Annotated in this window: 15 protein-coding genes; 5 read left to right on the top strand and 10 right to left on the bottom strand. The window is 62.7% G+C overall.

Annotated elements, in window-relative coordinates; genetic code table 11:
• The first annotated feature begins 336 nt into the window (after window positions 1–336).
• Entirely contained in the window at window positions 337–576 is a 240-nt protein-coding gene (locus AB1384_06410; GenBank protein ID MEW6553900.1) for a hypothetical protein, read from the top strand.
• A gap of 85 nt (window positions 577–661) precedes the next feature.
• Window positions 662–985 (top strand): hypothetical protein, encoded by a 324-nt coding sequence (locus tag AB1384_06405; GenBank protein MEW6553899.1) that lies wholly within the window; start codon window positions 662–664, stop codon window positions 983–985.
• Here the strand turns inward: AB1384_06405 and AB1384_06400 are convergent.
• The 3 genes from AB1384_06400 to AB1384_06390 form a co-directional block, all read right to left on the bottom strand.
• Window positions 982–1461, bottom strand: coding sequence for a hypothetical protein (locus tag AB1384_06400; GenBank protein MEW6553898.1), 480 nt, complete (start codon window positions 1459–1461; stop codon window positions 982–984). The genes AB1384_06405 and AB1384_06400 overlap by 4 nt on opposite strands.
• A gap of 114 nt (window positions 1462–1575) precedes the next feature.
• Entirely contained in the window at window positions 1576–2757 is a 1182-nt protein-coding gene (locus tag AB1384_06395) for a thiolase family protein (GenBank protein ID MEW6553897.1), read from the bottom strand.
• 146 nt (window positions 2758–2903) lie between these two features.
• Window positions 2904–3944 carry an epoxyqueuosine reductase gene (locus tag AB1384_06390; protein MEW6553896.1) on the bottom strand — a complete coding sequence of 347 codons (1041 nt, stop codon included), beginning with the start codon at window positions 3942–3944 and terminating at the stop codon, window positions 2904–2906.
• Between the two features lie 217 nt (window positions 3945–4161).
• Between AB1384_06390 and AB1384_06385 the strand changes: the two genes are divergently transcribed.
• Both AB1384_06385 and AB1384_06380 read left to right on the top strand, forming a co-directional pair.
• Window positions 4162–5253, top strand: coding sequence for a hypothetical protein (locus AB1384_06385; GenBank protein MEW6553895.1), 1092 nt, complete (start codon window positions 4162–4164; stop codon window positions 5251–5253).
• Between the two features lie 28 nt (window positions 5254–5281).
• Complete coding sequence (locus tag AB1384_06380; protein ID MEW6553894.1) at window positions 5282–6382, top strand: hypothetical protein; 1101 nt, start codon at window positions 5282–5284, stop codon at window positions 6380–6382.
• Window positions 6383–6475: 93 nt separating this feature from the next.
• On the opposite strand, the gene AB1384_06375 is transcribed toward AB1384_06380, so the two are convergent.
• The 3 genes from AB1384_06375 to AB1384_06365 all read right to left on the bottom strand — a co-directional run bounded on the left by AB1384_06375 (window position 6476) and on the right by AB1384_06365 (window position 10098).
• Entirely contained in the window at window positions 6476–7966 is a 1491-nt protein-coding gene (locus AB1384_06375) for a flippase (protein MEW6553893.1), read from the bottom strand.
• A 110-nt stretch (window positions 7967–8076) separates the two neighbouring features.
• Entirely contained in the window at window positions 8077–9231 is a 1155-nt protein-coding gene (locus tag AB1384_06370) for an alpha/beta fold hydrolase (GenBank protein MEW6553892.1), read from the bottom strand.
• Between the two features lie 6 nt (window positions 9232–9237).
• Entirely contained in the window at window positions 9238–10098 is an 861-nt protein-coding gene (locus AB1384_06365) for an SDR family NAD(P)-dependent oxidoreductase (GenBank protein ID MEW6553891.1), read from the bottom strand.
• A gap of 162 nt (window positions 10099–10260) precedes the next feature.
• Between AB1384_06365 and AB1384_06360 the strand changes: the two genes are divergently transcribed.
• Complete coding sequence (locus AB1384_06360; GenBank protein ID MEW6553890.1) at window positions 10261–11364, top strand: SDR family oxidoreductase; 1104 nt, start codon at window positions 10261–10263, stop codon at window positions 11362–11364.
• Window positions 11365–11476: 112 nt separating this feature from the next.
• Here AB1384_06360 and AB1384_06355 read toward each other — a convergent pair whose 3' ends face one another.
• From AB1384_06355 to AB1384_06340, 4 genes are read right to left on the bottom strand one after another with little or no spacing between them, the layout of a single operon-like run.
• A complete protein-coding gene (locus AB1384_06355) occupies window positions 11477–11809 on the bottom strand; it encodes a 4Fe-4S dicluster domain-containing protein (protein MEW6553889.1) in 333 nt (110 codons plus the stop codon).
• A 13-nt stretch (window positions 11810–11822) separates the two neighbouring features.
• Window positions 11823–12596 carry a nitroreductase gene (locus AB1384_06350; protein ID MEW6553888.1) on the bottom strand — a complete coding sequence of 258 codons (774 nt, stop codon included), beginning with the start codon at window positions 12594–12596 and terminating at the stop codon, window positions 11823–11825.
• Window positions 12597–12609: 13 nt separating this feature from the next.
• Window positions 12610–14112: an acyl-CoA dehydrogenase family protein gene (locus tag AB1384_06345; GenBank protein ID MEW6553887.1), complete on the bottom strand. Its 1503-nt coding sequence runs from the start codon at window positions 14110–14112 to the stop codon at window positions 12610–12612.
• An 18-nt stretch (window positions 14113–14130) separates the two neighbouring features.
• Window positions 14131–15267, bottom strand: coding sequence for an acyl-CoA dehydrogenase family protein (locus AB1384_06340; protein ID MEW6553886.1), 1137 nt, complete (start codon window positions 15265–15267; stop codon window positions 14131–14133).
• Window positions 15268–15343 lie beyond the last annotated feature (76 nt).

The raw sequence follows: 15343 nt of genomic DNA, 5'->3' as shown, positions 1-15343 counted from the left end.
CCAACTTAGGAGGCCCAGATTAATCCTGGGTGTAGCCCTGGTTACGTTTTGTTAAAGAACGGTGAAAGCACAAGTGAAGCCACACTTCAGGCTGCTTCGGACATCGGAGAGGGCGGTGCCATACGGAAGCTGAACGAGCTCTGAAGCTGACGCGGCATCTATTGCGGAGGCGCTATCGCGGTGGACAAAGGGCGCCATGCGGCACGCCCTTGTGGAGGAATCAACTTTTCAACAAGAATTTAAAGCCAATTTACCTCCCATATACCCATATTTAATCTCGCAATGCTGGACTAGGGCTGATGGAGATGGCCCGACGATTCGAGAAGGAGGTGAGAGTTGAGGATGGAGGAAGGGCTGTTCGATTACATCGATGATAACCTGTCCGAGCGGCCGGACCCGGAGACTCAGGAAACACACGAGCATTCCCAGCACTGGCTGGACGGCTATTATCCGTTCAAGGATCGCGACCGTGGAGAAGCAGAGGAACAGTACGAGGAGTACGGCGTAGATATCCTGGAGAAACCTGGGATCAACGGTTTCAACGACGGGATGATAGATAGGGCTGTAGGTGAATAAGGAGAAGTGGAGAAGGACGGACGATCATGGTGAACATGCCGCAGAAGGCAAGGGCCTCGGCTCCCATTGTGGAAGGAGGAATGAGATGACGAAAGAATATCTGAGGGCTTCATATTTCGTACAGGAACTCGAAGAGGCGAACGGCAACATGCACTGCGATCTTGTTAACATGGCCAGGTATGCGAACATATCCCTCGGTATTATGGCTAAGACGTCCTCGAGCCAGGACCTGGATATCGATCTCTATTTCCATATCCGCAGGACCCTGGATAAACTGCAACGCGAGGCGAACCGCCAGAGCGGACTTCTCGATGCGATGAAGAAGGAACTGATGCATGCAAGGGATGATGATCGCAGCGTCGTTCCGCCATGCGTATTGTTCGATTACGAAAAAACGGGAACGGGCTAAGGACTGGCGGCAGGCCCCCGGTCCGCTTGAAGCGCGGCGATGGCCCCGTCCCACCACCGCGGGTCGCGGACGATCCAGGCCGCCGCGTCCTCATCTCCCCTGTCGTTGATGAAGTCCACGCGAAGCAGGTCCCTGGCCTTGGTCTTCTTCAGGAACCAGCGGGGATGGGAGACGGCGCGTACGGATCCGCGGGGTATGAAGAGAGTGCGCTGGGGGGCGAGCATGCGGAAACGGATACCCCCGGAGGTCAGCGCCAGCAGCCCGTTTCCCCTCACCTGGGCCAGGCCCTCCGAGAGCAGGCCGAAGTAGTTGCAGTCAGCCACGTGATACACCTTTTCCCCGGCGGTGTCGGAACGCAGGGCGGCGACCGCCCTTGCCCGCAGCCTCCTTATGAGCAAGAAGGCGACGGCGTATATGACCGCGAGGATGACTATGCACAGCGCGAGCACCAGGAGAACGATCTTTAGGGCCTGCATATTCATCACCCATGTTTGTATCGTTCAGAGCACGATAGAAATGAAGGATGTTTATGTCTTTTCGTAAGAAGAAAGGAGGGGCGGGAGGACCCACCCCTCCTTACCGAGGCTACTTTATACTTTTTCCCACAGGGTGGCGTTGCCGTTGCCGAAGCCCCCGCAGAGGGTAGCGATGCCGCGCTTGGCGTCGGGGAAATCGGTCTTCATGATGTTGTTGAGGGTGATGACGATGCGGCATCCCGACTCACCCAGGGGATGCCCCAAGGCCAGCGCGCCGCCCCACACGTTGATGTTGTCGAAGGGCGCGTTCTCGCCGATGCCCAGCTCGCGGATGACCGCCAGGGACTGGGTGCCGAAGGCCTCGTTCAACTCCCACAGGTCGATGTCGTTGACGGTGAGGCCCTTGCGCTCCAGCAGCTTCTTCACCGCCGGCACCGGGCCGTACCCCATGACCGTGGGGTCGCATCCCGCCATGACGCCCCCTCCGTAGCGGAGGTGATAGGATAGGCCTAGCTTGTCCGCCCTCTCGCGGCTCATGAAGAGGGCGGCGCAGGCTCCCGCCGTCAACGGCGAGCTGATGGCCGCGGTGACCCTGCCGTCTGGTTTGAAGGCCGGGTTCATGCTCGCCATCTGCTCCAGGCTCGGGTTGTCGCGGATCCACTGGTCCTTGTCCGCCATCCATTCGTTACCGTCATCGTCAAGGGCTTTGACCGGCACGATCTCGGCCGCGAACTTGCCCGCGTCCCTGGCCGCGGCAGCCTTGAGGTGGCTGTGGTAGGCCATGAGTTCCGCGTCGGCGCGGGAGATGTCGTAGAGCTCCGCTATCTTCTCGGCCGTGGGCCCCATGGGCAGCTCGGCGGGGTTGTAATATTCCGCGATGCGGGGCGGGAAGTCCATGCCCATGGCCATGGGCACGTTCATCATGTCCTCCACACCCGAGGCGATAAAGATGTCACCCTCGTCGGCCATGATGGCGCGGCAGGCGTGCTCGATGCAGGACATCCCGCTGGGGCACTGCTGGTTCACGCCGTTGGTGGCCACGCTGTCCGGAAGTCCGCTGGCCAGCCAGCCCAGGCGCGCGATGTCGTTCTGCATGCCGGTCTGGTTCGCCGTGCCGCAGAACACCGCCTCCACGTCCTCCGGCTTTACCTGGGGATTGCGCTCGAAGAGGGCCTTGTAGACGTAGGTAAGGAGTTCGTCGGGGCGCAGGTTCCTTGCCCAGCCCTTCTCGGCGTGGGCCCTGAAGTTGGGGGTCCTCACGCCATCAACCAGGACGGCTTCTTTGATCTCTGCCATGTCTGATCTACCTCGCTTTCCGCTTTTCCTACGGCCTGTTGCAACAAGCCATGGCCTGATGATTTACTCCTCTGGTTACCGAAAGGTAGCGCTATTATATCAGATTTGCGGGCCGCGATTTACACTTATTGAGTTATGGGTCTACGCTAAGAATACAGGGCCCTGCGCTCTTCCTCCATGGCCTCGAAGGCGGCCCGCGCCTCCTCGGCCGGGAGGGCGTAGAGCTCGCCGTCCGGCCGCTGCAGCACGCATCCCGAGCTGTGCAGCAGCCTTACGTTCTCCCTCGTCTCCTCCCTGTTCCCCCAGCATATTATCTGGCAGCTGCCGCAGGTCATGTACTGCCTGGTCTGACCGAGGGCGACATGCTGGTAGCCGCCGGGCATCTCCGGACGGCGGTAATAGAGCTCGACAGCCCGGAAGAACTCAGCCAGCAACTTCTCATGGTCCTCGGGGCCGGGGACCTCGAAACGGCCCGGGGACCAGGTGGACCATTTGCCCGACCTCGCAAGACCATTGAAACCTCCGCAGGTGAACTCGCAGAGCATCTGGTCCCTGCGGGCGGCGTGGGTGAAAGTGACCCCGCCCAGGGTCACGGACATCTCCTGTTTGTTGTCGAACATGCCCAGGGCACAGCTCTTGTAGCAGAGCTTGCACATGTCGCAGAATCCCTCTTCCTCGGGGATGGGCTCGGTCGGATCGAGCTCAGCGTCTGTGACGGTGGTACCCAGGATGATGGCGGTCCCGTGTCCTTTGATACCGACGTTTCCGGACCATCCGAAGGAGCCCAGACCGGAGCGCACGGCGATATAGCGGTGGCTGATGTCCGGGTGCAGCTTCACTTCCCAGCCCTCCTCGTCCTGGCGGTACTTCATGTTGGCCGCAGTGCCCTTTGCCTGGAAGCCCTCCTTCTTCAGCATCTCCGCCAGCTCCCAGGAGAGGTCCTTGGAACGGATGTTGGTGGAGAGATTGTCCTCCTCGTGGGGAACGCGGTCCTGCTTGGCCAGGAAGGCGCGGACATGATCGCGGTCCAGGGGCAGGGCAAAGCCGACCGCGGAGCGAGCCCCCTCCATGCGGTAGGTGATATCCGAGCTGGGCGGACCGCCCGCGAGCGTCTCCGTGGTGGCGATACCCACCGCCAGCGCCCCGCGTTCCTTAAGGAACTCCTCGATCAAGGATTCCAGTGTCATGGCCGCCTCCCCTCTCGTGCCGGATACCCACTTGATTATGCGCTAACCACCCTCACTTTACCAAGGTCAACGATGAAACCAGCCGTCCCTTGCCCTTTCAAAAACATGCGTTAATGTGCGGTGGGAGTCCGCCGGGACGGCCGCCGGCGGCGGGTCAAGTTTGCTGCGTGCGCGGTCGATTTCAACCTTAGCTCATGTAACGGAGGGGGTCGATGACTTGAACATAAGCTTATGTCCTGAATGTGGGGTCCCGGAGCAGATCACCACGAACTACCAGTGGCTCAACAGTGGGGTCATGGTCCAGCGCAACGACATCTCGCGGCGTGTAGGTTTCCTGGAGAGCGAGAACCTCGACCCCCTCTACACGGGCATAGGAAAGATCATAGGCATGCCCATCGACCGCCTGGTCATCGACATCTCCCGCAGGGGCACGGTCGAGTATTTCAATACCCTCATCCCGCCCGAGGCGAGGGGGATGGTTCGGGGTGAGAGCCTCGGACCGGACTCCGTAGCAGCGTTCATGACCACCACCGGCCAGCTCAACGGCTTCGGAAAGTACGAGATCGTTGATATCCGCTATATAGGGAACGCAGACGACCACACCGTCATCAACGTGAGTGAGCCCTTCTCCCTCCTGCTCATCGCCGGTACCCAGGCCGGGGGCTGCGAAGTCGTATCTGGCAGTCCGCACGAAGCTTCCTTCCGTGAAGTGTCCCCTGGCGTCTACGAGGTGACCGCCACCGTATCCTCGCGGGACGAGCGGCTCGACGAGCGCATGCCGATAAAGGAATACCGCCACCGCGAGGGTGATATAGAGTTGGAGAAGTGCGCCACCTGCGGAGGGCCAGTCGCCCTGGCGGGGTTCAGGTGGCTCCTGGACCGCGGCATCATCTCGAACGTCCATACCCGCAGGCGCATGGCGATGATGGGCCCCGAGGTGCAGGACCCGCTCTTCGAGGAACTCGAGAGGGAGCTGGGGGATACGGTGCCGGCGGTGGTGGTGGAGGCGCAGAGGCGCTTCGTGAAGACCGGCTTCTACTCCATCGAAGAGATCGGAGACGAGGGCGACTTCCGCACCCAGCTGGCCCTACGCGGCTTCGGTAACCTGCGGGAGATCAGTGTGAGAGCCAGGGGCATGCGCATGCGCGTGGACAACGCCGCGTGCTACCTCATGACCGCGGGCATCGCCCAGGGGCTCTTCGAGATGGCCTTCGACGTGGATTCCTACGTGGAATGGGAGCTCTCACGGGATGGCGACCTCGAGATCGAGGTCACACCACACGGAGTGAAGCAGACGGTGGAGGTCTGATCCACCGCCGCGAGGGGGACGTGGAGAGATGGCGATCGATACCTGTAGTGAGTGCAGGGTCCCCAGGTACATCACCTCAGACCACCGCTGGCTGAGCAGTGGCGCCATCGTCCAGGCCAGCGCCGAGAAGACCCGCCCTTATTTCCTGGAGTGTGAGAACCTGGATCCGCTCTTCGGCGGCATCGAGGGGATCATCGGCGAACCCATCGAGCCCATAGTCATCGCCGTAAAACAAATGAACGTAAAGACCTATATCGAGGGGATGCTGCCGGAAGAGACCAGGGAGATGCTGTGGCGGCGCGAGATAGACTGGAGGCCCATCAACGACACCCTGAGGCTGGTGGCGCGCCTCACCGGATACGGCCGGTACGAGGTGGTCGACTACCAGAGCTTAGGCGCCGACGACGATTTCATAACCGAGTCCATCTCGGACCCCCTGTCCATCCCCTATGCGTGCGGGACCATGGCCGCCGCCTTCGAGATCCTTTTCGCCAGGGAGCTGGGCGTCCTCTACAGGAAGGCCTCCCCGGACCTCATCGAGATAATATGTTTTCCCGAGGGGCACGCAGAGGAATACAAGGGCCGGTTTCGGATGGATTCCTACGGGCAACGTGAAGGCGCCATCGAGCTGGAGAGGTGCGCGTCATGCGGGGGTCCGGCGGCCCTCACCGGGTACAAGTGGTATACGGACCGGGGCGTGATCAAGAACACCCATACCGGCAAACGCATGGCTGTCTTAGGCTCAGAGACCGACGCCATCTTCGCTGAGCTGGAGGAACGGTTCGGTAAGATCATCCCCCGCGCGGTTGTGGAGGCGCAGCGGCGCTTCGTGAAGACGGGCTTCTACTCCATAGAGGAGGTCGGCGACGAGGGCGACATCCGCACCCAGCTGGCCTTGCGCGGCCTCGGTGAACTGCGCGAGATCAGGATGGGGAAGCGTGGCGTGCGTATGCGCCTGGACAACGCCGGTCTTCACCTCATGGTGGTGGGGCTGGTGCAGGGCCTCTTCGAGATGGCCTTCGGGATCGAGTCCAGCGTCGAGTGGGAGCTTTCCACAGACGGCGACCTGGAGGTGGAGGTCATCCCCAGGCGCGCGAAAACAGACTTCCTCGACCCCGCCACCCTGTAATGGGGTCAGCCCCTGACATGTGACATTTTTCGATCTGACAAGATTGAAGAAGATACCGCTATTAGAAATGTCACATGTCAGGGGCTGACCCCATCAGCGGGTGCGCATGGGGATGAGGGAGCGTAAGAGCGCCCTGTCCTCGAGGTCGAAGGTCCGCAGCGCCAGCAGCGCCGCGACATAGACGAGGAGGAATGCGCTGACCATCTGCGGCAGAGGGAGCACGTTGCGCAGCGGCAGCATGCCGGCGGCGGCGATGAGAGACGCCAGCAGCGGCTTCCAGAAGTTGAACGTGCGCGGGTGTATTCGGAGGTGCCTCCAGGAGAAGAAGATGGTGATCCCGAAGAGGCACGCCTCGGCGACCAGGGTGCTAACCGCGGCCCCCACCACCCCCAGCAGCGGCGCCAGCAGCAGGCACATCCCGGTGTTGATGGCCGCGCAGAGCAGGATGGCGATGACCGAGAAGCGCTGCTTGTATTGCGAGTTCATTAGGTCGATCAACGGTATGTAAGCGTAGCTGAACAGGGGGATGGCGGCCAGTATCCACAGGGCGGTGCTGGCGCCGCTATACGACTTCCCATAGACCAGCGAGATTATCTGGGGCGCGCAGATGGCGAGCAGCGCCGCGAAGGGCAGGCTCAGGCAGGTCAGGTACTTCACCACCAGGCGGATGGCGTCCCGGTGCCTGCCGTCCTCCGATTTACCCACCCTGGCCAGGAAGGGGAAGATAGCGGTCATGCAGGTAGCGGGGATGATGGCCGTCATCCAGATCACGCGGTAGGCGGAGCTGAAGAGGCCTGCCTGTTCGTCCCCCTTGAAAAAAGAGAGCAATACCGTGTTGGAATACCCGAAGAGGAAGGTTAGGACCCCGATGACGCCGAAGGGCAGAGCCCCCAGTGCCATCTTCTTCCAGAACGCGAGGTCGAAGGAGAAGACGGGCTTCCCAAGCTTGCGGGTGAGGATGATGAAGTCCATGGCCATGGAGATGGTGGCCCCCACCATCATGGCGAAGGCGATGCCCATGAGTCCGTAACCGTTGAAGAGCAGTGCCGTTCCCACACCGAAAGTGAGCAGGATGTCGACCATGTCCACCAGCGCCTGGTATTTCATCACCTCGAAGGCCTGAAAGATGGCGTCGAAGAAGCGCCTGAGGCCTGTGAACACCAGCAGGCTCAAACCGATGAGGAAGAGGGGGATACGCGTGTCCGAAGCCCGGGGTGCGAAGACCAGGATCATGGCCACGATTCCCATGCTCGCGAGGCCGGTGATGAGGCGAAGGACGCTGAGGTCGCCGATGTATTTGGCCACGTCTTCCCGGTGGTTGGTTAGCTCCCTCACCACCATCTTTGGCAGGCCCATCTCCCCTACGATGACCAGGATGGACGCCAGGGCCAGGGCGAAGGAGAAGGCGCCGAAGCCCTCGGTGCCCAGTTCCCTGGCGATGAAGATGGTGAAGAGGGGCATGAGGACGGCCCGGAAGACCCCACCCCCGGTGATCAGGGCTATGTTCTTGGCGATCCTTTTCGCGTCGCTCAGCGTATTTCCCTTCGTCTCTTCGCGGTTAGCCGGTTCACGCGGAGCGCGCAAGCCCTGACTCCCGATTGTCCGTCTCGTCCTCCCGGCCGACCCGGCCGGTGCGTCCCATAACTATGGGCGCATGGGTCTTCTCTGTCAATCGGAAGAATCATGAGAAACCATTAGGGGTCGTATCCCCCCTCGACCCCACATCTCTCCTCGAGCCAGTCCGCGATGCGTGGGAACACCTCCTCGCGGGCACGCAGCCCCAACAGGAGATCGATATGGCCGTATCCCTTGCAGCAGATAAAGTCCTTTACCATGCTGGAGACGCGCTGGAAGCCGTAGTCGTGGACGGTCCTGGGGTTGACCGCGTCCTTCTCCCCTGTAACGAAGAGGACCGGTGCGCTCACCAGGTGGATGCTGCGCGTGTAGTTATGGGGCTCGCCCGGAAAATCCCCCAGGATGGCCCTGCTCTCGAGGAAATCCCCCGTGAGGGCGGCATCCACGAACTGGTAGGCCTCGTTCATGGAGATGTCGCTGATGCCGGAGAGCGCGGTCTCCAGGAAGGTCTCGTCGCTGAGGTTGCGCATGTTGGCGAAGAACGAGAAAAGGATCCTGAATAACCTGGGTCCCAGGCGTGGCATGCGCTGGATCAGCCCGACCGTCGCTTCCTCTGCCCGCACCTGCTTCCTGCTCGCGGCAAGACGCCAGAGCGCCATCCTGATACCCCGCAGCCACATCCTGGTGAGGGGATTGCGGATTGCCCAGAAATGCCAGCAGTCCCTGGGCCAGCGGAAACAGGGCGGCCCGCCCATGGAGATATGCGCCACCACAGCCTGGTTGTGCTCCGCGGCCAGGGCGGGGTCCGGGACGATGCGCCTGCAGCCGTTCTCCTCCCGATAAGAGACGCCCATGAGGTAGACGAAGGACACCACCGAACCCATGCTGTGCCCGACCAACACCGGTTTTCGCCCCGTCTCGCGCGCTGCCGTATCGACCAGGGCCGCCACGTCGTATATCCCCTTGTCCTGCACGCAGTGGGAGAAGTCCCCACCGTCGCTCTTGTAGGGTTCCCGTCCCGTCCCTCTCAGGTTGCTCACCCAGACGTCGTATCCGCGGCGGGCGAAGTAGAGGGCGAAGTTGCATTCCTCGAAGGCGAGGTCGTACTGGAAGCCGTTGGAGCAGATGCCCGCGATGAGGATGAGGGGGACGGCCCCGGGATTGGCGTAGCGCTTTCCCCGCAGGATGATCCCGTCCGCGGTCTCCACCTCGAAGAGCCGGGGAGTGAAGTCCCCGGGGGAGAATCCCGGATAGCGTGCGACCGGCGAGGCCATGGCAGTTCACTTCCCGGTGGCGAAGCCGGTCAGGAAGGCGACCAGCCGGCGCATGAAACCGGGGAAGAAGCGGTGCAGGTAGTAGAGGATATACGCCTCGCGCCCCGTGAGCAGGAGGAACTTGTCCCGGGCGATGGCCTCCACGACCAGGCGCCCCGCCTCCTCGGCGTCCATGCCCTTGTCCTCCAGCAAGCGCTCGAACCTCTCGGTGACCTTCTGCTGCCTCTCGTTGCTGGCGTAGGCGCGGGTACCCTCCGCGATATTGGTGCTCACCGCCCCGGGGCAGACCAGGGTCACCCCGATGCCGTGGCGGCGCACCTCCGACCACAGCGCCTCCGAGAAGCCGCCGATGCCGAACTTGGTGGTGGCGTAGGCGATGTGGAAGGGAAGGATCACCAGGCTGGAGAGGGAGCCGACGTTGACCACGTGGCCCTCGCCCCGCGCGATCATCTGCGGCAGGAAGAGTCGGGTTCCGTAGATCTCGCCCATGAGGTTGATGCCCGTGATCCACTCGATGGTGTCCAGGGGGATATTGACCAGTTCTCCCCCCACGCCGACCCCGGCGTTGTTCACCAGGATATCGACCCGGCCCCACTCCGCGAGTACCTCCTCCGCCATCCTCTCCATCTGCGCGCGCGATGAGACGTCCACCTGCCTGGTGATGCATCTCGCCCCCATGCCCTCGATGGTGGACGCCACCTCGCGCAGGCGGTCGGCGTTGAGGTCCACTAGCACCAGGTCGCAGCCGGCGGCGGCCAGCGCGAGGGCCGTGCCCCGCCCCAACCCCGAGGCGCCGCCGGTGACCAGGGCGACCTTGCCGCGGAACCATTGCGGGCCCCTGGCGCGGGACGGCCTTTTCTTAGACATATCGCACCTCCGTTCGTATCCCGTGTCTTCACGTCACGGCAACAATACAAACCCGAACAAATTTGTCTTCAGTATTCGGCTTGCTCCTGTTAAGCTAGGTACGGAGTTTTTCGCAAACCGGCGCGGCGGCCTCCGCGCGCAAGGATGTAAGGAGCGTCTCCCATGGCCACAAGGAAGATATTCTTCACCGGTTATCCCGGCTTCATCGGTCGTTGGCAGGTGAGGAGCATCCTCGCGGACGACCCGGACGTGGAGTTCATCTTCCTGGTGCAGGAGAAGTTCATGGCCCGCGCCGCCGAGGACATATCCGAGCTGGAGAGGGAGGGCTCGGCCGAACGGGGCAGCCTGCGCGCCGTGGTGGGCGACGTCACCGACCCCCACCTGGGCCTGAGCGCGGAAAGTTATGAGTCCCTCGCCGCCTGGGCCACCGAGGTCTGGCACCTCGCGGGGGCCTTCGACCTCTTCGTCCCCGAGGGCATCGCCCGCAGGATAAATTACTGGGGAGTGCGCCACATCGTCGATTTCTGCAAAGCCTGCGGCGACCTCTCTTTTCTGGTCCACTTCAGCTCGGTGGTGGTGCATGCCGAGAGGGAGGGGCTGATCACCGAGGACGAGCTGGACGCCGGGCAGGACCTCATCAATAACTACTTCATGACCAAGTTCTGGGGCGAGGTCGAGGTGCGGCGGGCCATGGAGGAAGGCCTGCCAGCCATCATCATCCGGCCGGCCGGGGTGATGGGCGACTCCAGGACGGGGGAGACGGACAAGTTCGACAACATCTATCTGACCTTTGGCGTGCTCGCCCTCCTCGGCAAGTACGGCATACCACCCGTGTACCTCGGCAAGGGCACGACGCGGCCCAACTTCGTCCCCATCGACTATATCGTGGATGCCGTCACCGTGATCACCCGCAATCCCGCCGCCGTGGGCAGGTGCTTCCACGTCGTGGACCCGGACCCCCCCACGGCGAGGGAGATGTTCGACGTGATCTACGAACTGACCGCGGGCAAAAAAGCGAGGATCACCGTACCCACGAAGGTGGTGGACTTCATGGCGAACAAGCTGGGATGGATGTTCAAGCTCTTGAACATCCCGCCCGATTCCATGACTTACGTCAATCATGTTGGCCTCTTCGACGCCAGCAACACGCTGGAGATGCTGCGGGGCTCGGGTATCTCCTGCCCGCGCATCCGCGATTACTACCCCAGGCTCTACGAGTGGTGGCTGGCCAACCGCGACCGCCCGGACATGTCTCCAAAAATGTAAGCGGTCAGGTCTTGGGTGTTGGATTCTGGTGTATTACAACGATGCTGGTAAATACCGCTGTTCTTTACTTAAAATACTTCGGTATCCAAAATCCAAGACCTGACCCCATAGACTAGAACTTCCGCGGGTATGCCAGGTCCCCCTTGTGCAGGGCCTTGTAGAAGTACCCGAAGTCGTAGGGCACGCTCACCCTGATGGCGCCCCGCTTGCACATGGCCTGGCAGTCGTTGCAGGCCATGCAGTCGGGCTGCACCTTCTCGATCATGTGCGCCTTCCTGTACTTGCCGACCCCGGCCACGTAGAGGCTGTTCGCCGGGCAGATGAGGGCGCAGTTGCCGCAGCCGTTGCACTTCTTTTCGTCGATGACCACCCAGCCGGCGGTGCCATGCGCGGGGTTGTCGTAGGTGGGTATGGTCATCCTCTCTTTAAAGGTAAGGTATGCCATCTTTCAACCTCCCTTAGAACACGGTCCGCTTGCGGCCGTCTTCCCACCAGTCGATCTCCCGCAGCTCGCGCTCGACCATGCCGTCCGGGTTTCCCACCGGGTAACCCAGGGCGATGCCCTCGACCAGCTTGTACGGGAAAGAGACGCCCAGCTTCTTGTTCCACTTGGTGCCGAACTTGAAGACTTCAACGAAACCCACCCAGCAGGTGCCGAGGCCGAGGCTGTGTGCGGCCAGCACCATGTTCTGGCCGCAGATGCCCACGTCCACCGGGGGTTTGGCCGCCCCCCGCTTGTCCATGAAGATGAGGATGACGGTGGGGGCGCCGTGGAAGAGCTTGAGCTTGCCGTCGGCGATGAGGGCGGTGGCGCCGAAGGGGATGGGGTGCATGAGGTTGGGCAGGATGCGGGCCCCGATCTGGGAGTACAGCCACGCCAGCCTGCCCAGGGGGCTCTCCTGCCAGTTGAGGAAGAACTTGAGCACGCGGCAGCGCAAGCGCACGTACTTCTCCATGCTCTCGATCATGTCGCGGTCGCGCACCACCACGAACCTCCAGGGCTGCGAGTTGCCCGCCGAGGGGGCGAACCGGCCCGCCTCCAGGATGCGCCTCACGAGGGCCTCGGGCACCTGCCTGTCCTTGTACTTGCGCACGCTGCGCCTCTCCAGGATGACCCTCTCCACCGGGTTCCAGTCCATGCCCTCGTGCCAGCTGTACATCTCCGCGTACTCTGACGACCTGGCTGGGGCCTTCTCCTCCAGGTCCGCACTCACGTCCATGGTCTCGGTCATGTCTCCCCCTTTCCTATTCCTCGAAAACAAGCGCCTCGGGAGCGGCGGGCGCCACCAGGCACTTGAATAGGTTCAGCCGGTTGAGCTGGTTGGTGCCCTCGTATATCTGCAGCAGCTTGGAGTCGCGCAGGAACTTCTCCGCCCGCATGTCGTGCCGGATCCCCGCCTCGCCCATGAGCTCCACCGCCAGGTGGCAGTTCTTGATGCCCAGGTCGGTGGCGGCGAACTTGGAGAGGGAAGCCCAGCCGGAGGCGCGCAGGGCGTCCTCCTCCTTCTGCCGGTCCATGATGATCTTGCGGAAGGCCTGCTGGACCGCCGCGAGACGGTTGGCGAAGGGCATGACGCGGTCTAAAAGCGCGGTGGGCATCATCTTCATGTAGTAGTACATGGGCTTCAGGTTGAGCAGAGCGGCCATGCCGTAGAGGCCGGTGATGTGGTTGCACTCCATGTAGGTGAGGCGCGCCAGGGCCGCGTTGGCGTACATCTCCGCCAGCAGGCACTGCGCCCACTCGTGGTTCACGAGCAGCTTCCCACGCACCTCCGTCTCGCGCGCGAAGGCCAGGGCCTCCTGGAAGGCGCCGCGGGCCACGCCGGCGCCCATGGCCCCCACGCCGGGGCGGGTGAGGGTGACCACGAAGTCGATCACCTGCTGCGCCGTCTCCCTGGGGGAATGCTTGAGCTTCTTTATCTGCTCCGCGTTGATGATCACGTCCTCGTCGGGGATGAAGCAGTCCTCGAAGATGATCTCGCTGGCGGGGCAGCCCTTTTGGCCCATCTTCTTCTCCATGCGGCCGTAGACGAAGCCCTTGGCGTCATTGCGCACCGCGAAACACATCATGGTGTCCGCCGGGCGGCTGGTGTCCTCGAAGGCGGTGGAGATGTGCCAGGTGGAGACGTGGCCGTTGGAGATGAAGACCTTGGTGCCGTTGACCACGTACCCCCCGTCCACCTTGCGCGCCAGGCACCTTACCCGCGCCTTGTGGAGGAGTTCCGTCTCCTCCGCGTCGGTCCCCGCCCCCGGCTCGGTGACCAGCCCGGCGATGAGGCAGGGCTCGCCGCTCTTCTCCCCCGCCACCACATCGCGGCACACTTTGTCGGTGATGCGCGTGTTCCAGCCGGCGAAGAGCACGGACATGCCGAAATACTCCACGCCCATGAGGTTGCCGATGCCGGCGCACTCGGAGCACAGCTCCTCGACCACCGGGATGAGGGAACCCAGGTTCCACCCCCTGCCCCCGTAGATCTTGGGGATCCAGTTGGTATAGAAGCCCCAGCGGTTTATCTCCTTGACGATGTCCCACGGCACGTAGGTGGGGTCCTCATGCATCTTGCGGTCCAGCTCCAGGGCGTAGGGACGCGCCACGGACTCGTTGAAGCGGCGGGCCAGGGCCACCGCCTGCCGTATCTCGCCGCTGACGCCGCTGGGCATCTTGCCCACCGTGTCCAGGCTGCACATGATGTCCTCGAGCCTGGGGTGCTTTTCCAGCAATGTCGATGAGGTCAATCCTTCGATCATCTCTCTACCCCCTTATCCTCACCACGCCGCTTCGCCGTCCACGACGCGCTGGATGAATTCGAGCCGGCGCATGTGGGTGATGCCCAGGAGCGACTGTATCTGCTTGGCGTCACGGAACCTCTTCTCCTGCGGGTAATCCTTCATGTAGCCGTAACCGCCCAGCGCCTGGATGCCGTCGGTGGTCGCGTCCGTGGCCATCCCGCCTACCACGAGGGCAGCTGCCCGCGATTGCTGCTGCCAACCCGGTTCCTCCCTGTCCACGGCGCCGGCGGCCTTCTCCACCAGCATGTCCGCCGCCCGGGCTTTTACCGCCATGTCCGCGAGGATTATCCGCAGGCCCGACCAGTCCACGATATGCCTGCCTCCCTGCTCCCTTTCTTTGCTGTACTCGAAGGCCCCCGTGAAGGAACCCTTCATCGTCCCCGCGGCCATGGCCGCGGCCGCCACCGAGAGGCGGTCGACGGCCGCCTCGTAATAGGCACTCCCTTCACCCTCCGTGCCCACCAGCGTGCCGATAACGCCGCCGAGGGCGAGGTCCACCGCCGGGCATGAATGCATGCCCAGGCTGAGCACGGGCTCGCTCACCTCCACGCCCTGCGACTTCAGGTCCACCAGGAAGAAGGAATACCCGTCCGGCCCCTCCGTCTTCGCCGGCAGCAGGGCGCGGTTCACCACGCCGCCGAGGACCACGTATGGTACGTCGCCGCTGAGTTCATAGCCGCCGGCGTCCCTGGCCGCCCTGGCGCAGTGGTCCACCTCACCCGGGTTGTTATAGGAGGGGAATGCGATGAGGCTCTGCTGGAAGGAACCGTCCTCGGAGGCCATTTCCGCGAGGAGGCTGGCGCCCCCCGCCTGCCTTATTATCTCCTGTGCCAGGGCATTGGTGAAGATGGTCGCCCCCAGGCTGGCGTCCGCCTGGCAGATCTCGTCGAGCACCAGGCACAGGGCTGAAACCGGTTCCGCCGATCCCCCCGCTTCCTCCGGCAGCATCACCGCGAAGAAGCCCACCTCCAGCGCCTTGGACAGGACGCTGTCGTAGAGCGGCGCGAAGGGGAACCTGTCGTGCTCCTCCCGCTCGTCCACCAACTCCTTCGCCGCGAAGTCCCGCGCCATCTCGTCGAGCAGCTTCAGTTCCTCGCTCACATCCGCTTTCATTCCATCTACCCCCTTCGTTTATCTCCCCACGCATGCGTGCCGCTGGTGCGCAGATCACGCGTGCCAGGCCTTGACC

It is taken from the genome of Actinomycetota bacterium (genome assembly GCA_040757835.1).
In the GTDB taxonomy this organism is placed as follows: domain Bacteria; phylum Actinomycetota; class Geothermincolia; order Geothermincolales; family RBG-13-55-18; genus SURF-21.
This window is presented reverse-complemented; position numbering and strand designations above follow the sequence as displayed.